This window comes from Endozoicomonas sp. OPT23, assembly GCF_009653635.1.
Taxonomy (GTDB): domain Bacteria; phylum Pseudomonadota; class Gammaproteobacteria; order Pseudomonadales; family Endozoicomonadaceae; genus Endozoicomonas_A.
This window is the reverse complement of the sequence record NZ_PPFD01000005.1, coordinates 526144-550393: the sequence shown is the minus strand read 5'-3', so window position 1 is coordinate 550393 and position 24250 is coordinate 526144. Positions and strand designations below refer to the sequence as shown.

25 protein-coding genes, 1 tRNA gene and 2 rRNA genes are annotated in these 24250 nt (G+C 47.6%); 11 read left to right on the top strand and 17 right to left on the bottom strand.

The window, feature by feature from the left end:
• The 4 genes from rrf (EOPP23_RS14125) to EOPP23_RS14110 form a co-directional block, all read left to right on the top strand.
• Positions 1-97 (top strand): 5S ribosomal RNA (gene rrf, locus EOPP23_RS14125); the annotation flags it as partial.
• 83 nt (positions 98-180) lie between these two features.
• Positions 181-296 (top strand): 5S ribosomal RNA (rrf, locus tag EOPP23_RS14120).
• 345 nt (positions 297-641) lie between these two features.
• Positions 642-1211, top strand: a complete 570-nt coding sequence (locus tag EOPP23_RS14115) for a GPR1/FUN34/YaaH family transporter (RefSeq protein WP_153766629.1) — start codon at positions 642-644, stop codon at positions 1209-1211.
• Positions 1212-1382: 171 nt separating this feature from the next.
• Positions 1383-1458, top strand: a tRNA-His gene (locus EOPP23_RS14110).
• Positions 1459-1482: 24 nt separating this feature from the next.
• Here the strand turns inward: EOPP23_RS14110 and EOPP23_RS14105 are convergent.
• Complete coding sequence (locus EOPP23_RS14105; protein WP_153766628.1) at positions 1483-3066, bottom strand: FGGY-family carbohydrate kinase; 1584 nt, start codon at positions 3064-3066, stop codon at positions 1483-1485.
• A gap of 127 nt (positions 3067-3193) precedes the next feature.
• Here EOPP23_RS14105 and EOPP23_RS14100 point away from each other — a divergent pair, with 127 nt between their 5' ends.
• Positions 3194-3910, top strand: coding sequence for a glycerophosphodiester phosphodiesterase family protein (locus EOPP23_RS14100; RefSeq protein WP_153766627.1), 717 nt, complete (start codon positions 3194-3196; stop codon positions 3908-3910).
• A gap of 36 nt (positions 3911-3946) precedes the next feature.
• Here EOPP23_RS14100 and yjgA read toward each other — a convergent pair whose 3' ends face one another.
• Positions 3947-4468, bottom strand: coding sequence for a ribosome biogenesis factor YjgA (yjgA, locus tag EOPP23_RS14095; protein ID WP_153766626.1), 522 nt, complete (start codon positions 4466-4468; stop codon positions 3947-3949).
• Between the two features lie 163 nt (positions 4469-4631).
• On the opposite strand from yjgA, the gene pmbA reads away from it, so the two are divergent.
• Positions 4632-5987, top strand: a complete 1356-nt coding sequence (gene pmbA, locus EOPP23_RS14090) for a metalloprotease PmbA (protein WP_153766625.1) — start codon at positions 4632-4634, stop codon at positions 5985-5987.
• 14 nt (positions 5988-6001) lie between these two features.
• Here the strand turns inward: pmbA and mgtE are convergent, their stop codons facing one another.
• The 11 genes from mgtE to EOPP23_RS14035 form a co-directional block, all read right to left on the bottom strand.
• Positions 6002-7363: a magnesium transporter gene (gene mgtE / locus EOPP23_RS14085; RefSeq protein ID WP_153766624.1), complete on the bottom strand. Its 1362-nt coding sequence runs from the start codon at positions 7361-7363 to the stop codon at positions 6002-6004.
• Between the two features lie 24 nt (positions 7364-7387).
• Positions 7388-7657 carry an HPr family phosphocarrier protein gene (locus EOPP23_RS14080; RefSeq protein ID WP_153766623.1) on the bottom strand — a complete coding sequence of 90 codons (270 nt, stop codon included), beginning with the start codon at positions 7655-7657 and terminating at the stop codon, positions 7388-7390.
• The gene (rapZ, locus tag EOPP23_RS14075; RefSeq protein WP_153766622.1) at positions 7657-8514 is read right to left on the bottom strand and encodes an RNase adapter RapZ; all 858 of its coding nucleotides are present in this window, start codon (positions 8512-8514) and stop codon (positions 7657-7659) included. The genes EOPP23_RS14080 and rapZ overlap by 1 nt, the downstream gene beginning before the upstream one ends.
• A gap of 236 nt (positions 8515-8750) precedes the next feature.
• Positions 8751-9203, bottom strand: a complete 453-nt coding sequence (locus EOPP23_RS14070) for a PTS sugar transporter subunit IIA (protein WP_153766621.1) — start codon at positions 9201-9203, stop codon at positions 8751-8753.
• Positions 9204-9218: 15 nt separating this feature from the next.
• Positions 9219-9530 carry a ribosome hibernation-promoting factor, HPF/YfiA family gene (hpf, locus tag EOPP23_RS14065; protein WP_153766620.1) on the bottom strand — a complete coding sequence of 104 codons (312 nt, stop codon included), beginning with the start codon at positions 9528-9530 and terminating at the stop codon, positions 9219-9221.
• A 148-nt stretch (positions 9531-9678) separates the two neighbouring features.
• On the bottom strand, positions 9679-11136 hold the full coding sequence (locus tag EOPP23_RS14060; RefSeq protein ID WP_153766619.1) for an RNA polymerase factor sigma-54: 1458 nt from the start codon (positions 11134-11136) through the stop codon (positions 9679-9681).
• Positions 11137-11424: 288 nt separating this feature from the next.
• A complete protein-coding gene (gene lptB / locus EOPP23_RS14055) occupies positions 11425-12150 on the bottom strand; it encodes an LPS export ABC transporter ATP-binding protein (protein WP_153766618.1) in 726 nt (241 codons plus the stop codon).
• Between the two features lie 85 nt (positions 12151-12235).
• Entirely contained in the window at positions 12236-12736 is a 501-nt protein-coding gene (gene lptA / locus EOPP23_RS14050; protein ID WP_153766617.1) for a lipopolysaccharide transport periplasmic protein LptA, read from the bottom strand.
• A 153-nt stretch (positions 12737-12889) separates the two neighbouring features.
• Positions 12890-13462, bottom strand: coding sequence for an LPS export ABC transporter periplasmic protein LptC (lptC, locus tag EOPP23_RS14045; protein WP_153766616.1), 573 nt, complete (start codon positions 13460-13462; stop codon positions 12890-12892).
• A 229-nt stretch (positions 13463-13691) separates the two neighbouring features.
• Complete coding sequence (locus EOPP23_RS14040) at positions 13692-14663, bottom strand: KpsF/GutQ family sugar-phosphate isomerase (RefSeq protein ID WP_153766615.1); 972 nt, start codon at positions 14661-14663, stop codon at positions 13692-13694.
• Positions 14664-14767: 104 nt separating this feature from the next.
• Positions 14768-15718, bottom strand: coding sequence for a calcium/sodium antiporter (locus EOPP23_RS14035; RefSeq protein WP_153766614.1), 951 nt, complete (start codon positions 15716-15718; stop codon positions 14768-14770).
• A 598-nt stretch (positions 15719-16316) separates the two neighbouring features.
• Here EOPP23_RS14035 and EOPP23_RS14030 point away from each other — a divergent pair.
• The 5 genes from EOPP23_RS14030 to EOPP23_RS14010 are packed head-to-tail and all read left to right on the top strand — an operon-like array spanning position 16317 to position 19415.
• Positions 16317-17129, top strand: a complete 813-nt coding sequence (locus tag EOPP23_RS14030) for an ATP-binding cassette domain-containing protein (RefSeq protein WP_153766613.1) — start codon at positions 16317-16319, stop codon at positions 17127-17129.
• Positions 17130-17140: 11 nt separating this feature from the next.
• Complete coding sequence (gene mlaE / locus EOPP23_RS14025; protein WP_194842611.1) at positions 17141-17923, top strand: lipid asymmetry maintenance ABC transporter permease subunit MlaE; 783 nt, start codon at positions 17141-17143, stop codon at positions 17921-17923.
• 1 nt (position 17924) lies between these two features.
• Positions 17925-18392 carry an outer membrane lipid asymmetry maintenance protein MlaD gene (gene mlaD, locus EOPP23_RS14020; protein WP_153766611.1) on the top strand — a complete coding sequence of 156 codons (468 nt, stop codon included), beginning with the start codon at positions 17925-17927 and terminating at the stop codon, positions 18390-18392.
• A gap of 40 nt (positions 18393-18432) precedes the next feature.
• Positions 18433-19101, top strand: coding sequence for a phospholipid-binding protein MlaC (locus EOPP23_RS14015; RefSeq protein WP_153766610.1), 669 nt, complete (start codon positions 18433-18435; stop codon positions 19099-19101).
• Positions 19101-19415, top strand: coding sequence for a lipid asymmetry maintenance protein MlaB (locus EOPP23_RS14010; RefSeq protein WP_153766609.1), 315 nt, complete (start codon positions 19101-19103; stop codon positions 19413-19415). Before EOPP23_RS14015 ends, EOPP23_RS14010 begins: the two co-directional genes overlap by 1 nt.
• A 54-nt stretch (positions 19416-19469) precedes the next feature.
• Here the strand turns inward: EOPP23_RS14010 and EOPP23_RS14005 are convergent, their stop codons facing one another.
• The 4 genes from EOPP23_RS14005 to EOPP23_RS13990 form a co-directional block, all read right to left on the bottom strand.
• Positions 19470-20684 carry a phenylacetate--CoA ligase family protein gene (locus EOPP23_RS14005; protein WP_153766608.1) on the bottom strand — a complete coding sequence of 405 codons (1215 nt, stop codon included), beginning with the start codon at positions 20682-20684 and terminating at the stop codon, positions 19470-19472.
• A 268-nt stretch (positions 20685-20952) separates the two neighbouring features.
• Positions 20953-21768, bottom strand: a complete 816-nt coding sequence (locus tag EOPP23_RS14000) for an ABC transporter ATP-binding protein (RefSeq protein ID WP_153766607.1) — start codon at positions 21766-21768, stop codon at positions 20953-20955.
• A 76-nt stretch (positions 21769-21844) separates the two neighbouring features.
• Positions 21845-23095 (bottom strand): ABC transporter substrate-binding protein, encoded by a 1251-nt coding sequence (locus EOPP23_RS13995; RefSeq protein ID WP_153766606.1) that lies wholly within the window; start codon positions 23093-23095, stop codon positions 21845-21847.
• Positions 23096-23169: 74 nt separating this feature from the next.
• Entirely contained in the window at positions 23170-24243 is a 1074-nt protein-coding gene (locus EOPP23_RS13990; protein ID WP_153766605.1) for a branched-chain amino acid ABC transporter permease, read from the bottom strand.
• Positions 24244-24250 lie beyond the last annotated feature (7 nt).

Below are 24250 nucleotides of genomic sequence, written 5' to 3'. Positions count from 1 at the left end.
TGGAACCACCCGATCCCATCCCGAACTCGGAAGTGAAACGATACATCGCCGATGGTAGTGTGGGGTTTCCCCATGTGAGAGTAGGTCATCGCCAGGCACTTAATTAAAAATGCTGAGTCTATAATTCAGTATTTTTGTTTCAAAGCGATTAAAAGTAAGACTTTGAAACGACCAGTTTTGTCTGATAACCATAGAGTATTGGAACCACCCGATCCCATCTCGAACTCGGAAGTGAAACGATACATCGCCGATGGTAGTGTGGGGTTTCCCCATGTGAGAGTAGGTCATTGTCAGGCATCAAATTCCTTGAGTCTACTCAAGAAAAGATAAAGCCCGGTTGATTATTCAATCGGGCTTTTTTCTTCTCGACTGTTTATTATGCTCCAGCTAGTTTTTCAGCTATTGCTATCCAGCCTGCGAGAAGTTCCCAAACCGAGTGTCGTATTTCTCACATCATTCCGGTTCATATATTCAGAATAACGTTCATTGGTTGTACGTACCCGAGGCAGGCCTGTTGGTTAATACCAGCTAATTACAGGTAGTTGTTTACGGCGCACTTGTTATTCGAATTTTTTACTACAGATCTTCAGAAAAGATCTAATTTCAAAGTTCACCTTTTAATAAGTTGTAAAGTAAACGCTATGACAGCAAAAGATCCATACGCTAATCCGGCTCCTCTTGGTCTGATGGGTTTCGGTATGACCACCGTATTGTTGAATATTCACAATGCCGGTTTTTTCCCTCTCACCGCAATGATCCTGGCAATGGGCCTGGCCTACGGTGGTGCCGCTCAGGTTATCGCCGGTATTATGGAGTTCAAAAAGGGTAACACCTTTGGCGTAACAGCCTTTACTTCTTACGGCCTGTTCTGGATCAGTCTGGTACTACTGCTGGTATTCCCTGAGCAGGGTATTGGTCAGCCGACGTCTGCCGGTTACATGGGCTGGTATCTTGTGATGTGGGGTATCTTCACCTTGTTCATGTTCTTCGGAACCTTGAAAACAAACCGTGTACTGCAGTTTGTTTTTGCCTCACTGACGCTGTTGTTCTTCCTGTTGGCAGCAAAAGATTTTACCGGTTCTGCCGCTATCGGTCACTTTGCTGGGTGGGAAGGTATTATCTGTGGTTTCAGTGCTATTTATCTGGCTATGGCTGAAGTGATTAATGAACAAATGGGCAGAGAAGTGCTGCCAATCGGTTCTGTAGCGTAATCAGTTTTTATTAATCACTTCAGGTACTTGAACAGGTCCTGAAGTGATTTCGGTTTTTACCTGTTATGCAAATTTTTACTTGCATGGGAAGCGGCTTTCCTTATAATCAGCCGCGTCTTCAGGGAGAACAACTTCTCAAACGAGAAAAGCTCTTCCGAAAAGAATGAAGTGGTGGGCGTAGCTCAGTTGGTAGAGCCCCGGATTGTGATTCCGGTGGTCGTGGGTTCGAACCCCATCGTCCACCCCACTTTTAAAAAAGCTGATTGTTCATTCAATCGGCTTTTTTTGTATCTGCATTTTGCATAATTCTTCGATACTTTATCTGGTCATGATAAAGCTCTAGAAACACCTCATATTTCTTGCCGTAATAATCCCGCAGATTCTGGTTGGGAAACAGAGCCCTGTCCGTTGCTGAAAATGCTTTTATAGCCTGTTCAGGTTTGTAGTAACCTGAAGCAACAGAAGCAAACAGCGCGCCTCCAAGTAACATGCTATCTGCCTCTTTTGGCATGCTGGCTGGAAGGCCTAGTACATCAAGATGCACCTGCATAAAGAGTTTATTCTTGGTCAGTCCACCTGAAGGAAAGAGCTCCCTTATCTCAAAATCCAGTTTTGTCAGTGTTTCCAGATTTTGTCGAGCTTCCAGTGCCAGCCCTTGAATAGTGGCGAGATAGATCAAGGCAAGGTTGTCGAGGCTACTGTCCATAGTTAATCCTGAAATCATACCTTTCAGACTCATATCCATGAGAGGTGTTCGGTTACCTGCGAAGTAGGGAAGTACATGGATGTTCCGTGTCAGAAGAGGTATATCTTCTGTATTCCCTGCTATTGATAAAAGACGTTGCTCAAGTATTGATGAATAATGCTTTCCCTTCGTTTTTGTAAGTGCCATTAGTTCGTTGTAAGCAGGATGGCTTTCAATGATGTAGTCGATTAAAGCGCCGACAGCAGACTGCCCAACAATATTATGATTCAAGCCTTCTATAACCGACGGAACTGGCCCCCATATTGCGTCATCTGCAATTGCGCTCTTACTGGTGCTGATATAAATACTGGATGTTCCCACGATCATGCTGAGTCTTTGGCCTAAACTGTTCTCCTCATTCAGCTTTGCCCCCAATACTGTAAGGCTGCCCGCACAGCCATCAACGACGCCTGTGGCTACAACAAGGCCGGCAGAGAGTCCGAGTTCTTCTGCTATCTCATCTGACAAGCCTCCGGGGATGGCTGAGATCGCAGGAAGCATAAGACCTTGAACTTTGTGCTCGAGAAAGATCCCAAGTTTGTGGCAGGGGAGAGATAGTTCGGGGTTGAATAATGAATGTGGCGATCGGGTTAGACGTCCTGTCAGTTTCCAGGTCAGAAAGTCATATAAATCAAGAATGCAGCCGCATTGGTTCCATACGTCCGGATAAGTTTCCTGCAGCCAGAGAAGCTTTGGTATGACCATCTCGGGTATTTGCTTTTTAAAAGGGCTGCCAATCATTTCTGGTAATAACTGGTTTATTTTTTCTGATTGTTTGATAGCTCGATGATCGAACCAGCCCAGTATATTGGCCTTATTGTTTGGCGGGAGTAACAGAGGTTGTAGGGACTCTGTTAAAAATACCTGAGAAGCGGTTGTATCCACACCAATGCCAAGAACAGTCACCGTTTCTGTCTGTTCACTAAGAAGCGCTTTAAGGGAGTTCATCATCGCCTGGAAAATATCTTCTGACGACTGTTCCATTATTCCCGCTGAGCGCCATGTGTGGATAGGCAGGACACTGGTGCGAAGAATCTGACCTTTTGGAGTAACCAGAGCAGTTCTTAAACTCTTTGTACCAACATCGATGCTGATAAATGCTGTCTTCATAATGGCTCTGTAGCGATTTTATAGTGACTTATTAATGGGTGAGTAATGGCAGTGATTGTTATTAAAGATCTAATAATAGACACTCACATAAACTTCAGACTCTGAGCCTTCAAGAGAGCTTCTACATATGATTATGGAACCGGTTATTGGTCATCGAGGGGTTGCAGCCCTTGCTCCTGAAAACACGCTGAGCAGCATTCGAAAAGCGGCAGAGCAGGGTGTTAAATGGATTGAGCTGGACGTGACTTTACTGGGCGATGGTTCTGCAGTGATGTTTCATGACGCCCGTATCAACAGAACAACCAGTGGGACGGGGCATCTTCGTAATACCGATATTGAAATGTTGAGACAGCTTGATGCTGGCAGTTGGTTTGGCAGCGAGTTCGCCGGAGAAAAAGTTCCAACGTTGAAAGAAGCGCTAGAGCTGATCAAAGAGCTGAATTTGAGCCTGAATCTTGAGCTTAAACCCAATCGCTGCAATCTCAAACAGCTGGCAGTAACCGTAACTGAAACTCTGGCAGAAACGAAATTCCCTGAAGAAAATCTACTGGTCTCAAGCTTTAATCATAAAGCGTTGGTTTTGTTTCGAAACCGCTCTTCAGTAAGGGTGAGTTGTCTTTATGAGTCGTTGCCACTGAACTGGCGACATAAGGCAAAACAGGTGAATGCTTCTGCTATTCATCTAAATGGTGGTCGAGTGACAGGGAAGAAAGCAGCAAACGTTAAAGCGGAAGGTTATGAACTTTACTGTTACACAGTGAATGACAGTCAGCAGGCTAAGCGTCTGAAAGCATTGGGCGTCAATGGGGTGTTCAGTGATAATCCGGCTTTGATTCGCGGATAGTAAAGACGACAGGGTTACCTGTCGTCTTCATAGGTTTTAAATACCGTCGAGTTCACGAAGGTATTTAAACAGCTTACGGGAAGTAGCAGGTGGCTTGCCTTCCTTCGCTTCCTTCTGGGCATTACGCACCAGCTGACGAATATGCTGGTGTTCTGCTTCCGGGTATTTTTCCAGATACTCGGTCAGGGCTGTCTGGCCTTCTCCAATCAAGCGGTCACGCCAGCGTTCCAGCTGATGAAAGCGACGGTTGTACTCTTCACTGGAAGAATCAAGACTGGCCAGGAATGTCTTGATGGGTTCTATGTCCTGCTCTTTCATCAGCTTGCCGATAAAGCCGAGGTGGCGTTTACGGGCGTTGTAACTGGTGATTCGTTTGCTCTCATCCAGAGCTCTGCGCAGGCGGTCTTCCAGAGGAAGTTTGTCGAGCATGGCTGGCTTCATGTCCATCAGGCGCGAGCCTATGTCCTTCAGCTCATCCATGTCGCGTTTTAGTTCGGATTTACTGACGTAGATGATTTCTTCGTCGTCTTCTAAATGGGATCGGTCTTTTCTTGCCATTATCTATTGATTCTTAAAAGAAGGTCGCTGCGATGAGCGTTATTTAAAGGGGAATTGAGTACATTCTACTTCAGTTCGAACACTGTGTTGAAAATAATTTCACTCAGAGCAGGTCAGCAGGCACAATAATATAAATTGCACACAAAAGGATGGCAGGTCATTCATGGCTGACACCGGAAATGCGGTACTGGATCCCCGAGCAGAAGAGGATCGTCTGAAAAATCTTGTCAGTGATATTCTGGCTGAAGCAAAAAAACAGGGCGCTGATGCCTGTGAAGTGGGTGTCAGTCTCGACGCTGGCCTGTCGGTTGGTGTCCGCATGGGCGATGTCGAAACCGTTGAGTTTAACCGTGACCAGGGTTTTGGTATCACGGTTTATCAGGGTAAACGTAAAGGCTCTGCCAGCACTTCTGACAGTACGCAGGAAGCTATTCGCGAAACAGTAAAAGCAGCCTGTGACATTGCCGGTTATGGTTCTGAAGACCCGTGTGCCGGTCTGGCTGATGCTGACCTGATGGCAACCAATCTGCCAGATCTTGATCTCTATCACCCATGGGGTATCGATGCAGAGCAGGCCATTGAGCTGGCTCTGAAGAGTGAGGAAGCGGGTCGGAAGTTCAGTAAGAAGATCATTAATTCCGATGGCGCCAATGTGGGTACTCACCAAGGCTGTCGTGTATATGGTAACAGCCATGGCTTTATTGGCAGCTATGTCTCCAGTCGCCACAGCTTGAGTGCTGTTTTGATCGGTGAGAAAAATGGCGAGATGCAGCGTGACTACTGGTACACCGTCGCCCGTGATGGTAATGAACTGGACTCCGCTGTTGAGGTTGGTGAAAAGGCTGCACAGAGAACGGTAGATCGTCTGGGACCAAGAAGAGTGCCAACCGCTCAGGTGCCTGTGCTTTTTGCTGCAGAAATCGCATCAGGATTGATTGGTAGTCTGATGGGTGCTATCAGTGGTGGTAACCTATATCGTCAGTCTTCCTTCCTGCTGGATCATCTGGGTAAACAAATATTCCCGGAGTGGGTTCATATTCATGAACAACCGTTGCTTAAGAAAGCCATGGGCTCAGCCAGTTTTGATAACGATGGTCTTGCGACCCGGGCAAAAGACTTTATCACTGACGGTGTACTGTCCAGCTACCTGTTGAGTACCTACTCTGCTCGTAAACTGGGTATGGAAAGCACGGCTAATGCCGGTGGTATTAATAACCTGTTCATGGACAGTAATGCCGGTGATCAGCAGGAATTATTAAAGCAGATGGGTACCGGTTTGCTGGTAACTGAGCTGATGGGACAGGGCGTAAATACAGTAACGGGTGACTATTCTCGTGGTGCAGGTGGTTACTGGGTTGAAAATGGGGTTATTCAGTTCCCGGTTTCAGAAGTGACCATTGCCGGTAATCTCAAAGATATGTTTATGAATATGGTTGCGGCTGGTAGTGATTATGACCGCCGAGGCAATGTTCAGACAGGCTCTATTCTGATTAGCGAGATGCAGCTGGCGGGCGAGTAAATTGCAGTAAGTCCTTATCCGCCGTAGAAGATGGTTGCCAGTCCCAAAAAGGATAGGAAACCAACGACGTCTGATACGGTGGTAAGAATGATTGTGCCAGCCAGTGCCGGATCAATATTAAATGACTTGAGAATGACTGGCAGTGTAGCTCCGGCCATTACCGCCACAGTCAGGTTGATGACCATGGCACTGGCGATAACCAGCGATATAATCGGATCATGAAACCAGAGATAGGCGATTAAGGAAACGCAAAGCGCCCAAAGCAGTCCATTCAAAAAACCTGCAACCAACTCTCTGCTCAATAACCAGCGCAGGTTAGTCGTACTGATCTGCCCTAGCGCCATGCCGCGAATAACCAGCGTTAAAGCCTGTCCGCCAGCATTACCACCCATGCCAGCAACAATGGGCATCAGTACTGCAAGTGCAACGACTTTGTCGATAGTGGCCTGAAACATGCCAATCACTGATGCGGCGATAAAAGCTGTGATCAGATTGATGCCCAGCCAGACGGCTCGACGCCGGGCTGTTTTCAGGGCAGGAGCAAAGGTATCCTCATCGTCATCGAGACCGGCCATGCTCATCATGGAGTGTTCGGCTTCTTCACGAATAACGTCAACAACGTCATCGATGGTGATACGACCAAGAAGGTGTCCACTCTTAGAAACGACAGGGGCCGAGACCAGGTCTTCCCGTTCAAAGCGCTGAGCAACCTGACTGTCTTCCATATTGGCCTGAATCGGCTCCAGATCAGACTGCATTACTTCGTAGATAGTGGCGCTGGGATCTGTAGTCAGTAGTACAGTAAGCGGTAGAGAACCGATGTATTGATCGTGACGATTGACCACGAACAGGCTGTCAGTCGCTTCGGGAATATCCTGGTGACGCCTCAGGTATCTGAGTACAACATCGACCGTGTTGCTGGGGCGTACGGTAATAATATCCGTATTCATCAAACCACCAGCTGTGTCTTCCGGGTAGGAAAGAACGGCCTCTACCCGCTGCCGGTCCTGGCTGTCCATGGAATCCAGAACTTTACGGGTGATGGTGCCTGGCAGCTGTTGCAATAGGTCGGCGATGTCATCAACATCCTGACCTTCAGTGATTGCCTTGAGTTCGGCAATGTTCATCTGATCGAGAAAGAACTGCCGAACCTCATCACTGAGCTCCTGCAATACATCACCCTCAATTTCCCGGTCAATCAAACGCCAGAGCAGACTACGAAGTTTAGGGGGGGATGATTCCAGCAGGTGAGCAGCATCCGGTGCGGGTAGACTGTTCAGCATGCGCCTGAGCTCCGGAGACACACCATGCTCAAGAGCTTCGTTCAGCTCTCGCAGCTCTTTGTCACCAATGCTCAGTTGCAGTTGCTGAACCATAGACTCACACCGGGTTAGAGAAGGTTATTCACCTTCATCAAAATAGTTGTTGATCAGCGCACTGAGCGCGTCACAAGCAGTCTGTTCGTCATCACCGTCAAAAGTCAGGGTCAGTAAGGAACCCTTGCCAGCCGCCAGCATCATAACAGCCATGATGCTTTTGCCATCTACTTCCCTGCCGTTAAAGTGGACCTTTACCTGGCAGGTATAGGAGGACGTGCTAGAGACAAACTTGGAAGCCGCACGGGCATGAAGCCCTAACTTGTTGATGATTGTAATTTCTTTTTGGACCATTACCTGGATAGCTCCCTGTGTCGGACCTGTACCCGTTCAAAGCGTTCTTTCAACCACTGCCCCAAGTACTCGCTGATGAACACTGAGCGGTGTTGGCCACCGGTACAACCAATGGCGATGGTCAGGTAGCTGCGCTGGCCGGATTCAAACCGGGGAACCCATTTTTCAGCAAAGGCTTTCAGGTCATCCAACATATCGTTAACTTCGGGTTCTGAGGACAAAAAGTCCTGAACCGGTTGCTCCAGACCATTATAGGGTCTCAGGGATTCGACCCAGAACGGATTGGGAAGACAGCGTACATCAAAGATAAAGTCGGCATCGGTAGGGGTTCCATGCTTAAAGCCGAATGACTGGATCATCAGGGTCATGGACTTACCGGCTTCACCACAGATACGCTGACAGATCTGTTGGCGGATATCGTGAACAGAGAGTGGTGAAGTATCGATGCGAATGTCAGCTTCTTCAGCCAGGGGGGCCAGCAACTGTTTTTCAAGATTGATGGCTTCAATCAGTGAGGTTGTGTCGTTGCTGAGCGGGTGCTTCCTTCGGGTAGAGCTGTAACGCTTCATAAGCGTATTACTGTCAGCATCCAGAAATACAACCTGGCAGTTGATGCCCTGGTCTTTAAGGTTGGCCAACAGTGAGGGGAAGTGTTCCAGTGAGCCGGGGACATTTCTGACATCAATGCTGACGGCCATTTTAGGTGGCTCGTCGCTGCCCGATTTCAGGCTGACTGGCAGATCCTTCAGCATACTGGCTGGTAGGTTGTCTACACAGTAGAAGCCTTCGTCTTCCAGTGCGTGCAGGGCAGAGCTTTTACCGGAGCCTGAGCGTCCGCTGATGATAATCAACTTCATGGTGTGTTTGCTTCCCACGGTTGGGCTGTGCGGTCTCGATGGGTTTTGAATGGCGGCAAGTCTATCAAAACCAAATGAGATTAAAACCAACTGCCTTTTATTCTTTCAAGCATAGGTAATAGTACCGAAGGTTTCTATCCATTTTTAAAACATGGAATAGAAACGCCTGCTGTAATGCTTTAGCCAGGATGCTTTTATGCAGGGTTAAGTGGGAAGGGTAACGACTCCGGTACAGATTAAACCGGAGCAGTAATAAGCTCAAAAAGTTGTTGAGGGGTTGTTGCTGAGCGAAGGCTTGCTAACAGTTCGCTTGAATGAAAGCGCTCTGCAAGAGCCTGTAAAATATTGAGGTGCTCTTGAGTGCTCTCTTCAGGGACGACCAGAGCGAAGAGCAGATCAACGGGTTGTTTGTCGACAGCATCGTAATTCACCGGCTCTGCCAGTCTGACCATAAAGCCGGTAGGCTCCTGACAGGCTTTACTGCGGCAATGCGGCAGGGCGATACCGTCGCCAAGGCCAGTAGTTCCCAGTTTTTCTCGGCAGACGAAGCTGTTGAACAGATCCTTACCATTGATGGCAGGAACCTGTTCACTGATGCTTTCGGCAATGAGTTCCAGGACTTTTTTCTTACTGGCCCCCTGAGCATCGCAGAGGATACGCTCAGGGGTAATTACTTTTTCAATAATCATACAACGGTGAGTGATCTACAGGTGGCCAGCGGCACCCTGAGAACGGTTGAGGGCCTTTTCCTTATGTTTAACCAGTTGTCGGTCGAGCTTGTCAGACATATTGTCGATGGCAGCGTACATGTCATCAGACTCGGCGGCAGCATTAATGTCTGCTCCACGCACGTGTAGACTCGCTTCAACCTTGTGCTGTAATTTTTCAACACTCAGGGTGACCTGAACGTTGGTTATATTGTCAAAGTGAGCTCCAAGGCGGTCGAGTTTTTTGGTGACATAATCTTTCATAGAGTCAGTCACTTCTACATGATGTCCACTGATGTTGACTTGCATGTAACGCTCTCCTGCTAATCCCGATTCTCGACAATTGACCTGTTCACGGGATCTGTTGAACAGGGTCGATTAAAAGTTTACCACTGTAACTGTCACTTGGCTCTGCTCTGAAGCAAAAAACATTATGCGACTTTTGTGGTATATTTCGCTAGATCAACTGCTTCCGTTCATTGGAAGGAGGTATGTTCAGCGCTTCACGATATTTTGCGATAGTCCTGCGAGCCACCTTAATTCCCTGTTCATCGAGAAAACCGGCAATTTTATTGTCACTCAGAGGCTTTTTCGGACTTTCTTCCGAGACCAGTTTTTTGATCAACGCTTTTATCGCTGTTGAAGAGCATTCTCCACCTGAATCCGTATTCACGTGACTGGAGAAAAAGTACTTCAGCTCAAACACACCTCTTGGTGTATGCATGTATTTCTGGGTCGTTACCCGGGAAATTGTTGATTCGTGCATCTCAACTGCCTGAGCAATATCGGCAAGAACCAGAGGTTTCATAGCTTCTTCGCCTTGCTCCAAAAAACCCTGCTGAAACTCTACGATCTTGCTGGCAACTTTTAGAAGTGTTTCATTACGGCTCTGAATGTTCTTCATAAACCAGCGTGCTTCCTGCAGCTGGTTCTTCATAAACACATTATCGCGACTGTTGTTGGCTCGCTGTATCAGTGAAGCATAGCTGTTATTGATGCGAATTTTCGGCAGAGACTCTGAGTTCAGTTCAACGACCCAGCGATCTCTTGATTTGGTGACAGAAATATCCGGTGTCACGTATTCAGTTTCACTCTGGCCGATATCGGCGCCTGGCTTTGGATTCAATCCTTGAATCAAAGCCAGAGCTTCTTTCAGTTGATGCTCTTTGAGGCGAGCCCGTCGCATGATCTGTGCATAGTCACGGCTGCCCAGAGCCGGGAGGTAGTTGCTCAGAATTAACTTGGCTTCCCGCAGAAAATGCGTGTCTTCAGGCAACTGCTCCAGCTGTACTTGCAGACAATCCTGTAGACTTTCACTGGCACAGCCAACAGGATCAAACTGCTGAATTCTGTGCTTAATCACCAGCAGTTCATCAAGGTCCAGATCTTCCAGTTGTGTTGCCAGAGACTGAAAGATCTCACTCAGCGGTGAGTTGATGTAGCCATCAGTATTGGTCGCTTCAATCAGAGCGATGCCCATAAGGCGATCCCGGTCTGACATCGGTGCGAGATCGAGTTGCCATTGCAGATAATCCTGAAGTGACTCAGAACTGTGTGAACGGGCTAAAGGATCATAATCTTCATCGGGGCTTGCAGCGGGCAGACTGGAATACACATCGTCCCAGCCAGAATCAGTCGGCAACTCATTGGGAATACTGTCAGCCCATTCGGTTTGTTCGGGCTCGGCAGGTGCTTCCTGTCGTTCGTTGAAATCAACGGGTTGCTCACCTTCAGAACTTTGCGATCGTTCCTCTCGGGCGTTCTCATCCGGTTCCAGCATCGGGTTGGATTCCAATGCTTCCTGAATTTCGTGTTGAAGGTCCAGAGTTGACAGCTGTAGAAGCCTGATAGCCTGTTGCAGCTGAGGCGTCATGGTCAGCTGCTGGCCCATTTTTAGCTGTAGGGATGGCTTCATAGGAACAACCGTATACCTTCACTTGGATTTTACACTGAAGACAGTTTCTGCGGTGTACTGTTTCGTACTGCAGGAATCCGCTCCTCCGTGCTGCTCATTATTCTGATGAGGCTGGTTTCAGTGTCATTCGGATTTAATCACAACTGCCAGTTGGGGGGAAGTCTTGAGATTTGATGGAAAAGTTTGGTATGGGCAGTCGAAAAAGGCGGTAAAAGAAGGTAAATAACCCGTTATCAGCCCGGTAAAACTGGGCAAATAACGGTGTCAGGGGAGAAACTGATCAGCAAACTAGAGACTGAACTGATGACCCAGATAGACGTCACGCACTTTCTGATTGGCAAGAACCGTCTGGCTGTCACCTTCAGCAATGATGGTGCCCTCACTGACGATGTACGCCTTCTCACAGATATCAAGTGTTTCCCGAACATTGTGGTCAGTGATCAGAACACCGATGTCACGTTCTTTCAGGTGAGTGATGATGTCTTTGATGTCACCAACGGAGATCGGATCAACACCGGCAAAAGGTTCATCAAGAAGAATAAACTTTGGGTCGGTGCAAAGTGCACGGGCAATCTCTACACGACGCTTTTCGCCGCCCGAGAGGCTCATGCCCAGGTTGGAACGAATATGGCCGATGTTAAACTCTTCCAGCAGTGATGCCGCCTTTTGTAAACGATCCTTTCTGGACAGGTCTTTACGGGTTTCCAAAATGGCCAGCAGGTTATCGGTTACCGTCAGTTTTCTGAAAATAGATACTTCCTGAGGAAGATAGCCAACGCCCGCTCTGGCGCGCCCATGCATAGGTTCGAGAGTCAGATCCTGGCCGCTCAGTTCAACCCGGCCTCCATCGGCTTTCACCAGCCCGACAAACATATAGAAACAGGTGGTTTTACCTGCACCGTTTGGGCCAAGCAGCCCCACGATCTGGCCACTGTCGACAGCCAGTGATACGTCCTTGACGACTTGCCTGCCTTTATAGCTTTTGCTGAGATGTTCTGCCTTGAGCGTTGCCATTCAGAAGAAAACCTTTACCTGTCGATCAGGTTGTACCGCTTAGACAACCTGACCTGAATCTATTTAGTGGGTATGAAAAAGATAGTTATTGAGTTTTATCAGACTTCGGCTGAATAACCATCTGGACACGACCTTTCTGCTTGCTGCCCTGGGCATTGACTGTCTGCTGTTTGAGATCGTAGTCAATACGTTCGCCCTTGAAGGTATCGCCCTGCTGTTTCAGCTGGGCATTTTTGAGCAGATGTACCTTGTCGCCTTTGATACCATAATCGATAGTGTGCCCCCAGGCTTGCAGCAGACCTTTCTTGTTGGCTTGCTCTTCCTGATAGTAAGCGCGCTGTTTATCGCCTTCCGCAACAATCCTGTTTACCTCATTATTGATAGAGTAAACAGTGACCTTGTCACCGGTAATGCGAGTGGTTCCCTGGGTCATGACAACATCACCCTTGTAAACGGACACACCTTTATTGTTATCAATATCCGCTGTATTCGACTCAATCTCAATGGGCTTGTTGCGGTCTGTTGGCAGAGCTGAGACCACAGTAGGAACAATAAGAAGGAGGCTCAGCAGCAGGTTTTTAGTCATCTTCAAATTAATACCGTATTTTGTTTGTAACAGTCGTACTTCTGTCTATTTAAAAATAAGTCAGGATGTCAGCTTTACATTTATCAGGCTGAACATATCTTGTGAACAAGTCATATCGTAAGGTTTAAATATGACATGAGTTGTTCACCGTTATTACTGTTGAGGAGTATGGTTTCCCCGCACTCTTGATTTCAGCTTTACCAGCCCCTGGTTGTAATAGGCTTCCATACCTATAGCCCTTGTTGTACCGGTTGGGCTGGTGATCAATACCGGCTGGTTGGTAACGGCCAATGCCTTCTTCGAATATATAGTCAGGAAATCAGTGTCCATACGCTGTTGCTTGCCGTTCTGTTTAGTGGTTTCGGTAAGAACCACTTTGTCCCAGAGTTCAATATCCAGATTGCCTGGCAGCATTTTGCCATTCAGGGCATCTGCAACGACCCGTTTTTTCGGGTTACTGAAGTTTTCCAGGTGAGGCAGCTGCACAAGCGTTGTGTCATTGTGAGGGTAATGTGTAATCGCTTTGGCATTCAGCGTATAGCTCAGTGAACCTTGAGCATTGTACTGGGTCACATCGGCATTGAGCAGGTAATAGTCAGCGTTCTTGCGAATCGCTGCGGCTTTTTTCTGTGGAACGATATTCAGGCCACTGTCATAGGACCAATAGCCAGCACCAACCAGTGTCAGTAATAGTAAAGCAAGAAGTAGTGAGTTCCGGTTGGGCATCCGTTATATAGCTCCGGGATAAACGTGTGCTCATTGAGAATTAGTCTGAGCTACTTGATAGAATTATATAAGTCTATCATCAAATTCAAACAGTCAGATACCGACACAGAGAGGTATTGATACTGATGATCAGTGCAAAGAGTTCAGGCTGCATAGTACCGACTGAACTCAATGACTAACCAAGGCCGGTTCAATACATCTATCGACCGGCTCAGGCAATGATTTCGACTTAAACCACGCCAGACTTCAGCAAGTCGTGCATATTAATTGCACCTACTACTTTATCATCGCTATCAACACAGATCAGAGCATTGATCTTTCTATCATCCATAATTTTCAGGGCTTCTGCCGCCAGAATATCCGGAGTGATGGTCTGGCAGTGAGACGTCATAACTTCATTGATAGGCGTAGATTTAGGATCGACTCCCTGGTCAAGAGCACGACGAAGGTCTCCGTCAGTAAAGATGCCGGTTACCTTGCGTTGCTCATCGATAATAGCGGTCATACCTAGGCCCTTGCTGGTAACTTCCAGTAGAGCGTCACTCAGAGAGGTACCTTCTATAACGGCAGGAATCCGCTTACCGGCGTGCATGATATCTTTGACTTTCAACAGCAAGCGCTTACCCAGTGAGCCGCCTGGGTGGGAAAAGGCAAAGTCTTCTTCGGTGAATCCCCGGGTCTCAAGCAGTGCAACGGCCAGTGCGTCTCCCATCACCAAAGCTGTGGTAGTACTGGAAGTAGGAGCAAGATCAAGCGGACAGGCTTCTTTCTCTACGCCGGTATTGAGGTGTGCTTCGGACTCTTTTGCCAGAGTTGACTCAGGGTTACCGGTCAAGCTCACCAGCGGTGTACCAAGACGCTTCAGTAATGGCAGCAGGGTAACAACCTCTGCGGTTTCTCCGGAGTTGGAAAGCGCAATAACGACATCTTCACGGGTAATCATACCCATATCACCGTGGCTTGCTTCACCAGGGTGAACGAAAAATGCAGGGGTTCCGGTACTGGCCAGAGTTGCAGCGATCTTGCGGCCGACATGTCCGGATTTGCCCATGCCGGTGACGATAATACGTCCGCGACACTCGAGCATGATACGGCAGGCTGTGGCGAAGCAGTCGTCGATTCTGTCGACCAGGGCCTTAACTGCTTCCAGCTCCATCAGGATTGTACGTTTACCAATGGAGATGAATGGCTCGTCTGTCATGTTTGATATCTTTCAGTCAGGTTATGCCAAGGGTAATTAGAGCCAGAATTGTCAGTCTGGTTCCTTCTTCATGCAGATATTGTTTTATTAACCATACCCGCAGGTTACTGGCTGATAAACAGCCAGAGGTTATAAAGAGCGTAAATTGTCAGTAAAAGGACGCCTGTGGCCCGGCCAATGGATCTTGGTTTTTTACCAACCATGCACAATAGTGCAATTAATACCGTCATTCCCAGCATCACGGGGTAGTCTCGTATCACTACACCAGATTCCAGTAGTGAAGGCGCAACCAGGCCCGGCATGGAAAGTACAGCCAGCAGGTTGAATATATTGGAGCCAATGACATTGCCCAGGGCTATATCGTGGTGCCCTTTCAGTGCGCTGGTTACGGAGGCTGCAAGTTCTGGAAGACTTGTACCAATAGCAACAATGGTCAGGCCAATAATCAGTTCACTGACACCGAGGAATCTGGCGATTTCTGTTGCTCCCCAGACCAGTAACTGAGAACTGCCGAGTAATAACAATAAACCGGATGCAAGCAGGAACCAGGCTTTGCCGGGTGACATTTCAGGGATTTCTTCATCTTCGATCAGTGGATCTTCCGGGTGTTGCTTCTGCCAGCGAATCATCAGATAAAGGGTAACTATCAAACCCATAAGAAGAATGATGCCATCAGCGGCAGTCAGAGCTCCGTCCAGCAGGCAGACACCTGCAGCGAGAGTAATTATCAGCAGCAGCGGGATTTCTTTTTTTGCCAGGGCTTCCTTAACGGGCAGTGGTGCTATCAGCGCTGTTACCCCAAGCACCAAACCCATATTGGCAATATTGGAACCTAAGGCGTTACCGACAGCCAGCGTGGGAAAACCTTGAAGAGCGGACACCAGGGAAACGAGTATTTCTGGAGCTGAAGTACCAATCGAGACAACTGTCAGTCCGATCAACATCGGAGAAATATTCATATTGCTGGCAGTGGCTGCGGCTCCTGCTACAAAGCGATCAGCGCTCCAGGTGAGAATAATAAAGCCGGCAAGAATGGCTAACAGCGCGATCAGCATGTATAGATATACTCTGTAAATTTGTTATTACTAATATTGGATATTTGCCGAAAAACAGTGAAGATTAAGCGGTTGTTGCAGATTTATTTCACTGGTGATCCGCTATAACAGGTTTATGTTGTACGACCGTGATGTAAATACATCGAAAAAATGTAACCGGAAGGTTACCGAATGACGGATAATATTGGTAGCTCTATGGAGTTGTTTCAGTAAGTATCCGAACATATGAATTCATATGTCATTTCCCCGCCAATGGTGGGGAAATGACAATCTGGTATTCGATTAAGTGTGGCTACACACTCAACGAGTTCTACTAGAGAATTCTACTAATAGTTCAAAAAACGTGTGAAAAACGACATAATTATCTGAATGGACATTTTGAAGGCAGCCCTTGTCAGTTACGGTGGCGCTCTTTTGCTGGAGCGTACCGGAAGAGATGTTCCATTGATGCTTTTTAATGCGAAAGCTTTTCCATCACTCTTGGTGAAGGGAATATATGTATTTCGCTTAAAGCTGTTTTTAGCAGTGTTCAGCTGGTCTTATTCAGGGAGAAAGCCATTGAATACTGTACTACCAAGATGCAAGGAATCGCCTGCTCATGTCTGAGGCAAGTGACAATTTTATCGAGATTCGCGGTTTGTCATTCCATCGCGGTGATCGAGCTATTTTTGACAATATTGATCTGACTATTCCCCGTGGCAAGGTGGTCGGCATCATGGGGCCTTCCGGTACCGGTAAAACAACATTGCTGCGCCTGATAGGCCGTCAGTTACGGCCTGATGCAGGTTCGATCATTGTTGATGGGCAGGATCTGGACGACCTTTCAAGGGAAGAGCTGTTCAAGGCTCGCCGTAAAATGGGCATGCTGTTTCAAAGCGGTGCTTTATTCACCGATTTGTCTGTTTTTGAAAATGTGGCCTTCCCCATTCGAATTCATACCAAGCTTCCTGAAGCCATGATTCGGGACATCGTTTTTATGAAACTGGAAGCTGTTGGGCTTCGGGGTGCATGGAACCTGATGCCGGCTGAGCTTTCCGGCGGTATGAATCGACGTGTTGCACTGGCACGTGCTATTGCATTAGACCCTGCCATGGTTATGTACGATGAACCTTTTGTTGGCCAGGATCCGATTGCTATGGGGGTACTGGTTAAATTGATTCGTATGTTGAATGAATCTCTGGGTATTACCAGCGTAGTGGTCTCCCATGATCTGCATGAAACAGCGTCTATCTCTGATTACCTCTATCTGATTGCTGATGCCAAGGTGATAGGGCAGGGAGCACCTGACGAGTTGATGAATTCTGATGAGCCAAGGGTTAAACAGTTTATGAACGGGCTGTCCGATGGACCTGTGCCATTCCATTTTCCTGCGGAAGATTACCGCTCGGCGATTCTTGGGCAGGAGGTCTGATTTTGACGGGTTTGAGTGAACGATTGGCTCAACTTGGGCGATTTGGTCTGGAACAGATTCAATCTGTAGGGCGTTCCGGAATTTTTCTGTTTCTGGCTATTTTCTCCAGAGCCGGTTTCAGTAATCGCTTTTCGCTGCTGACACAGCAGTTATACAGCATTGGTGTGCTGTCGTTGATTATTGTCATCATGTCCGGATTGTTTATCGGTATGGTACTGGCACTGCAGGGCTATAACATTCTTATTCGTTATGGTTCGGAAGGAGCTGTTGGTCAGATGGTGGCGCTAAGCCTGTTAAGAGAGCTTGGTCCTGTTGTAACAGGTTTGTTGTTTGCGGGTCGTGCCGGTTCTGCTCTGACAGCTGAAATTGGTTTGATGAAGACCACAGAGCAGTTGTCCAGTATGGAAATGATTGGTGTTGATCCCCTTAAACGAGTGATTGCCCCACGGTTCTGGGCGGGTGTGATAGCCATGCCTTTACTGGCTGCCATTTTCAGTCTGGTGGGTATTCTTGGTGCCGCTATGGTGGGCATTGACTGGCTGGGAATTTATGAAGGCTCTTTCTGGTCCAGCATGCAGTCTTCCGTCAGGGTGGTAAATGATATCGGTAACGGCATGATCAAGAGCCTGGTATTTGGTTTTGTAGTGACCTGGATTTCTGTTTACCAGGGCTATGATGCGGTGCCTACTTCTGAAGGCGTAAGCCGAGCCACAACCCGGACGGTTGTGTATTCCTCCATGGCCATTCTAGGACTGGATTTTATTTTGACCGCTGTCATGTTTGGAGATCTCTGAAATGCGGATGAGAACAATCGAAATTAGTGTCGGCGGCTTTATGTTGGCAGGGGTGCTGGCACTGTTGGTTCTGGCACTTAAGGTAAGTGGCCTGTCTCTGGACTCAAGTAAGCAAACCTATACTGTCACCGCTATGTTTGATAACACCGGTGCCCTGAAGCCAAGAGCTAAAGTGGTCATGGCCGGGGTTATTATTGGTCGTGTTACCGAGATCGGTCTGGATAAGCACACTTACATGGCTAAGGTTGAGATGGAAATTGACTCCAAGGTCGACAATATTCCTCTCGATAGTACTGCAGCTATCGTGACTGCTGGTCTCTTGGGTGAGAAATACATTGGTGTCAGCATCGGTGGCGAAATTGACTACATCAAGAATAATGGCCGGTTCGAGGACACTCAATCTGCCGTTATACTGGAAGAGTTAATAGGCAAGTTCCTGTTAGGGTCAGTCAACAAGGACGACCAGTGAAACGGGCTTCTCAATAGCAGTTTATTGATGAGAGATAACTATGAGACTGATCAGCGTATTTCAAAAATTCCTTTTAGCGACGGTTCTGCTCTGCTTGGCGGCCAGAGCAATGGCTGCTCCGGTTATGGAGCCGCCAGAGGTAGAAGTTCAGCAAATTACTAAAGAGTTGCTGGATAAGTTTCAGAGCAATAAGGCAGCTTATAAAAAGAACCCGGAAGGTTTCTTTAAAGAGGTCGATCGCCTGTTGTCGCCAGTAGTAGCCTTTGATCAGATCTCCCGCTACGTAATGGGACGATTTGCACACCGTGATCCTGCTCAGGTAGAGAGATTTCAGAAAGAATTTAAAACCAGTCTGATTCGTTTCTACGGTAGGGCTCTGTTGTCACTGGATGACACGACTTTGGAAATCGAAAGTGTTGATAAAACATCCCCTGAAGTCCTGAAGCAGTACCGAGAAGGCAAGCAGGGACGTATTGCGGTCAAGATGAAAGTTAAGACCAGCAACCGCAGTGTTGAACTGTTCTACTCCATGGTTTACATCGACGGTCGCTGGAAAGCCCGTAATGTGACCATCGAAGGCATCAATATCGCCAAGCAGTTCCAGGGACAGTTTGCAGACGCTATGGATAAGCACAAAAAAGTGCCTTACGTAGTGGAGCACTGGTCGGAAATTCTTGAATCCGGCAATAAGAAGGGTGATAAAAACTGATGTCACTGGAACGAATGGATTCAGGCCGCTATTTGCTGAAAGGTGCTGTGAACTTTGAGAATGCTGCTCAGGTTGAAGTTGAAGGTAAGCAGTTGATGGCCAGCGATCTGAAGCAGGAAGAAACGATTCGTATCGACCTGTCTGATTTGCACAAAGGAGACAGTGCGACTCTGTCCCTCTGTCTTTCATGGATTCGTGAAGCACATCAGCATAATACCAGCCTGTGTTTCTCCTCGGTGCCTGATGAGTTAGCTTCACTGGCTAAGGTCTGTGGTCTTGAATCTGTGCTTCAGGACTCTTCCTGCCCTGTTTAATACTCTAAATTTAATGCTCTGAGTTTAATACTCCAGATGATCTGCGCTGAATGATCAGCGCAGATCCTCAATCAGACGTCCATCACTGGTTACTTTTCCAGGTTCAAGCTGACTTACTTTTCCCTTCAAACGACAAACAGCATTAAGGCTGCTTTCTACCAGTGGCAGGTCAATTTCTTTGTCACTTTCGCAGACCAGAGTCATGGCATCACGACCATTAATAGTTTCAACCAGCAATCGTGCTTTACTGATTTCCGGATGACGCTTGATGACTTCCATTACCTGGTTAGGGTGCACAAAAAGACCTTTTACCTTAGTGGACTGATCAGCTCTGCCCAGCCAGCCTTTTATACGACGATTGGTTCGGCCAGAACTTCCGGTTTTAGTTAATTCCGCGGTCAGGTCACCTGTCGCAAAACGAATCAGTGGATATTCTGTGTTAAAGGTGGTGACAACGATTTCCCCTGTTTCACCGGATTCAACAGGTTCACCGGTTCCAGGCTTGAGTATTTCAAAAATAATATCCTCCGCAACCATCATACCGGCTTCATCAACCACCTCATAAGCGATTAAACCTGCGTCAGCCGTCGCATAGGTCTGAAGACAGGAAATACCACGATCTATAAAGGATTGTCTCAGAGCTTCAGGCAGAGGTTCTCCCGTTACCAGAGCTTTCTCGATAGAAGACACATCAATGTTTTCAGCATCGGCTTTATCCAGAAGTATCTTCAAAAAGGAAGGTGTTCCCGCATAGCCATTAGGTTTCAGTGATGAGATAACCTGCAACTGTTGTTCGGTTTGACCAACACCAGCAGGAATGACTGCACAGCCGCAGGCTCTGGCACCGGAATCAATAATAAAGCCGCCAGGACTGAGGTGATAAGAGAGCGTGTTGTGAACAATATCTCCTGACCTGAAGCCTGCTGCGTAGAAGGCTCTGCCCAAACGCCACCAATCTGCTGCTTTGCCTTCGGGTTCATTAATAGGGCCGGGAGACTGAAACAGTCTTGCAACTTTTCCGGGAGCCATCCCGTTCAAACCACCAAAGGGTGCGCTTTGCTGTTGCTGGTGGATCAAATCCGACTTCCTGGTAACAGGCAGTTGTTGTAAATCTACCAGTGATTTAAAAGAAGCCGGATTAATCTCTCCAATAATGTCTGGATAATATTCAGTCTGCTCCTGAACAAGAGTCAGAGTCTCTCTCAAACGTTCAAGCAGATACTCTTCTCTTTCTTCAGGAGAGAAAGTTTCTTTCTGATCAAAATACATAGGTTAATCTCCCTAAAGTACCCAGACATATGAATTTATATGTCATTTCCCCGGCTAAGGCGGGGAAATGACAATCTAGGAGCCTGTCGGACTTAGCCGACCGTAGCGAGAAAAAATCCGGTTTGAGACAGTTTTTATGATTATTTGAGGCGAATAGCGAGCTATTCAACGAAAAGGATCATAAAAAATGGCCAAATCCGGCTTTTTCGCAGTAGGTCAGTGGTAAGTCCGGCAGGCTCCTAATATTCGATTATGTGTGCCTACACACTTACAACCAGCGCTTGCGACGTTTGTAGGACTTAAGGTTTTTAAAACTCTTACGCTCATCAGAGCCGCCAAGGTAAAACTCTTTTACGTCCTGATTGTTCAGAAGCTCGGATTGAGTACCGTCCAGAACTACTTTGCCGGATTCCATGATGTAACCGTAATCAGCGCACTTGAGAGCAAAGTTGGCGTTCTGCTCAACCAGCAGCATGGTGATGCCCTGCTCTTTGTTGATCTTCTCGATAATGCCAAACACTTCTTTTACCAGTAGCGGTGAAAGCCCCATGGAAGGTTCATCCAGCAGAATCATCTTGGGTTGTGCCATCATGGCTCGACCAATGGCCAGCATTTGTTGTTCGCCACCGGACAGATAACCAGCTAGACCAGTTCTTTCTTTCAGACGAGGGAAGTAGTGAAAGACCTTTTCAATCTCGTCTTTAATATTGCTTTCTTTGCGCGTGTAAGCACCGAGGCGAAGGTTTTCGATGCAGGTCATATCTTCAATAATACGACGACCTTCCATCACCTGAAAAATACCGGAACGAACAATATCTTCTGCGTTCTTCTTATCGATACGCTCACCCATAAAGGTGATTTCGCCACGACTGACTTCGCCATCTTCTGTTTTCAGTAGACCGGATATGGCTTTCAGGGTAGTCGACTTGCCAGCCCCGTTAGGCCCAAGCAGAGTAACGATTTCACCTTGAGGTACATCAAGGCTGACACCACGAAGCACCAGAATAACTTCGTCGTAAACCACTTCAATATTATTGATACTGAGTAACGGCTCTGCCGTCTCTATTTTTCTTGCGGGTTCCATAATTCGCTCCGAAGTACCGGAATCGACAGACTCCGGTACGGCTTTTCAGTAGAGGCTAGAGAGTGCTCAGTAAAAATTAATATCCCAGCCAGTCATCACGACGAGGCAGCTCAACTTGGGATATACGGCCCACATCAATATCGCCATTGTCCCACTTGGCCTGATAGATATTGACGGTGTTGATACCACGATGATCATCGCTGGCCCAGTTGGCTGGCAGACAAACACCTTCCATACCTTCAGGTACCCAGTTCTTCTTCACGTACATGCCATTCTTAACGTTCTCACCGGTAATACCGCCATTGTCCTTGGCCCACTTCATGGCTTCAGCCATATAGAGAGTGGTGCAGACACCGCGGATATAATGGTGGGTCTGGAAACTGTCATCGCGCTTACTGCTACGTGCTATCTTTTTTACGTTTTCCAGAGCGGGGACATTGTCTGTCCAGAACGGTGTCATGGCCGGGAATACATAGTTGTCTATGCCTTCGCCTACCGCTTCAAAGGTCAGTTTGTCACCGCCCCAGATGTTGGCCATCAGCTGAATATCGGTACCGACGGTATCGCAGGATTTGATCAGAGAAACTACTGAACCACCAAGGTTAGCTACATAACCATAGTTAGCGCCGTTGGTCTTGATGGATAGACACTGGGCTTTAAAATCACCGGGCTTCATGGAAACAACAACCGGTGGTTTTACATCAAAGCCAATTTCCCGAGCGTATTCGGCACAAGCTTTTTTCGGGGCGTTCGGATAAGGGTGGTTATCACCAATATGCACGAAGCCAGGTTTGCCCGATTTACCTTTCTGCTCCCAGTCATTCTTGGCCCACTGAACCAGTGCACGACAAGTGTCGGAGTAAGACGCACCGTAGAAGAAGTTATACGGCGCAGGCTTTTTGGTTTTAGGGTTCTTGCCTGTTGGGTCTGTCAGGTGACCAGAGTAGGAGGCTGAAAATACTGCCACCTTGTCTTTTGAGGCAAAAGAGATCAGAGCTTCAGTATCGGCAGTTCCCCAACCCTGCATGGCCACCATATCTCTACGGGAAGTCCACTTTTTATAGTTGCTGATAGCCTGTGGAACCTTATAGGCGTAATCGACTGATTCGAATTCCAGCTCGGTGCCATCGATGCCGCCATTTTTATTCAACCAGGACAGGGTGTCCTTGATGCCATCAGCGTAGTGCTTGCCTACTGCAGCCGTCGGACCTGAGTAATCAGCCAGGTGGCCGACAAAAACCTTTTCCTTGGCGTTTGCGTGCATAGTAAGCAGGGTGCCTACTGCAGCAGCAATAACGGACGCCTTTAGAATTCTGGTTTTTTGCATCGGAGTTTCTCCTTTTTATTATTGTTGTTTTGCTTCTGGATTAAGTGTCAGAACACTTTGGTCGTATGTCTGGCTTAATACGCAAAGGGATAAAACTTCCAGTACGACTTGATCTGTTTCCAGCGATGAGCCAGACCATCCGGCTCAAAGATAAGGAACAGGATAATGACCAGGCCGATGGCCATCTCTTTGAAGTAGGCAAGGTTCTCTACCAGAGTGCCCGGCTCCATCAAACCTGTAGAGCCAATCAGTGAAACCGTCGCTTCCAATACTTCCGGCAACAGTACAATGAAAATAGTGCCCAGTAGTGCGCCCTGAACTGAACCCAGACCACCGATAATAATCATGGCCAGAAACTGTACCGACATCATCAGGGTAAAGCCCTCTGCCGAGACAAAGCCGAGATAGTGGCCATAAAGCGCTCCACCAATACCGGCATAGAAAGATGACACGCCAAAGGAAAGCAGGCGATACCAGGTCAGGTTTATGCCCATGATTTCTGCAGAGAGGTAATGATCACGAACCGCCACAAAAGCCCGGCCATCTCGGCTGCGCATCAGGTTAGTGCCCCAGAGGTACATAAACACCAAGGCGAACAGAGCTACATAGAAGAAGGACTGATCACTGTCGAAGTTCATTCCGAACAGGCTGACTGGATCAGCAGCAGCACCGTAAGAACCACCAGAGAACCACTCTGCGCGGGCAAAGAAGTCTTCGATAATAAACTGTGCTGACAGTGTCGCGATGGCCAGATAGAGCCCTTTGATTCGAGCGGCAGGCAGACCAAACATCATACCTACGGCCATGGTCAGTACACCTGCCAAAGGAATGGATAACCAGACCGGAATAGCAAAACTGTTACTGATCCAGGCTGAAGCAAAGGCACCGAAGCCGAAAAAAGCACCATGACCAAGGGATATCTGGCCGGTAAAGCCCACTAGAATATTCAGACCCAGAGCGGCGATACCCAGATAGGAAATCTGAATAAACAGAGTCAGATAGTAGGCATCCAGAAACAGTGGTGCAAAGCACAAGGCTACAACACTGAGGATGGTAGCGAGCAGAATAAAGCGGGTTTCAAATATCCGCGTATCGGCCTTGTATGTGGTCCGAAAGTCACCACAGGGACGCATGGATAGAGTAATCATATTCAAC

What these genes read in the sequence shown, in the direction of transcription:
- EOPP23_RS14115 (WP_153766629.1), top strand. Translation starts at nt 642, where the DNA reads ATGACAGCAAAAGATCCATACGCTAATCCGGCTCCTCTTGGTCTGATG.
- EOPP23_RS14105 (WP_153766628.1), bottom strand. Translation starts at nt 3,066, where the DNA reads ATGAAGACAGCATTTATCAGCATCGATGTTGGTACAAAGAGTTTAAGA.
- EOPP23_RS14100 (WP_153766627.1), top strand. Translation starts at nt 3,194, where the DNA reads ATGATTATGGAACCGGTTATTGGTCATCGAGGGGTTGCAGCCCTTGCT.
- yjgA (WP_153766626.1), bottom strand. Translation starts at nt 4,468, where the DNA reads ATGGCAAGAAAAGACCGATCCCATTTAGAAGACGACGAAGAAATCATC.
- pmbA (WP_153766625.1), top strand. Translation starts at nt 4,632, where the DNA reads ATGGCTGACACCGGAAATGCGGTACTGGATCCCCGAGCAGAAGAGGAT.
- mgtE (WP_153766624.1), bottom strand. Translation starts at nt 7,363, where the DNA reads ATGGTTCAGCAACTGCAACTGAGCATTGGTGACAAAGAGCTGCGAGAG.
- EOPP23_RS14080 (WP_153766623.1), bottom strand. Translation starts at nt 7,657, where the DNA reads ATGGTCCAAAAAGAAATTACAATCATCAACAAGTTAGGGCTTCATGCC.
- rapZ (WP_153766622.1), bottom strand. Translation starts at nt 8,514, where the DNA reads ATGAAGTTGATTATCATCAGCGGACGCTCAGGCTCCGGTAAAAGCTCT.
- EOPP23_RS14070 (WP_153766621.1), bottom strand. Translation starts at nt 9,203, where the DNA reads ATGATTATTGAAAAAGTAATTACCCCTGAGCGTATCCTCTGCGATGCT.
- hpf (WP_153766620.1), bottom strand. Translation starts at nt 9,530, where the DNA reads ATGCAAGTCAACATCAGTGGACATCATGTAGAAGTGACTGACTCTATG.
- EOPP23_RS14060 (WP_153766619.1), bottom strand. Translation starts at nt 11,136, where the DNA reads ATGAAGCCATCCCTACAGCTAAAAATGGGCCAGCAGCTGACCATGACG.
- lptB (WP_153766618.1), bottom strand. Translation starts at nt 12,150, where the DNA reads ATGGCAACGCTCAAGGCAGAACATCTCAGCAAAAGCTATAAAGGCAGG.
- lptA (WP_153766617.1), bottom strand. Translation starts at nt 12,736, where the DNA reads ATGACTAAAAACCTGCTGCTGAGCCTCCTTCTTATTGTTCCTACTGTG.
- lptC (WP_153766616.1), bottom strand. Translation starts at nt 13,462, where the DNA reads ATGCCCAACCGGAACTCACTACTTCTTGCTTTACTATTACTGACACTG.
- EOPP23_RS14040 (WP_153766615.1), bottom strand. Translation starts at nt 14,663, where the DNA reads ATGACAGACGAGCCATTCATCTCCATTGGTAAACGTACAATCCTGATG.
- EOPP23_RS14035 (WP_153766614.1), bottom strand. Translation starts at nt 15,718, where the DNA reads ATGCTGATCGCGCTGTTAGCCATTCTTGCCGGCTTTATTATTCTCACC.
- EOPP23_RS14030 (WP_153766613.1), top strand. Translation starts at nt 16,317, where the DNA reads ATGTCTGAGGCAAGTGACAATTTTATCGAGATTCGCGGTTTGTCATTC.
- mlaD (WP_153766611.1), top strand. Translation starts at nt 17,925, where the DNA reads ATGCGGATGAGAACAATCGAAATTAGTGTCGGCGGCTTTATGTTGGCA.
- EOPP23_RS14015 (WP_153766610.1), top strand. Translation starts at nt 18,433, where the DNA reads ATGAGACTGATCAGCGTATTTCAAAAATTCCTTTTAGCGACGGTTCTG.
- EOPP23_RS14010 (WP_153766609.1), top strand. Translation starts at nt 19,101, where the DNA reads ATGTCACTGGAACGAATGGATTCAGGCCGCTATTTGCTGAAAGGTGCT.
- EOPP23_RS14005 (WP_153766608.1), bottom strand. Translation starts at nt 20,684, where the DNA reads ATGTATTTTGATCAGAAAGAAACTTTCTCTCCTGAAGAAAGAGAAGAG.
- EOPP23_RS14000 (WP_153766607.1), bottom strand. Translation starts at nt 21,768, where the DNA reads ATGGAACCCGCAAGAAAAATAGAGACGGCAGAGCCGTTACTCAGTATC.
- EOPP23_RS13995 (WP_153766606.1), bottom strand. Translation starts at nt 23,095, where the DNA reads ATGCAAAAAACCAGAATTCTAAAGGCGTCCGTTATTGCTGCTGCAGTA.
- EOPP23_RS13990 (WP_153766605.1), bottom strand. Translation starts at nt 24,243, where the DNA reads ATGATTACTCTATCCATGCGTCCCTGTGGTGACTTTCGGACCACATAC.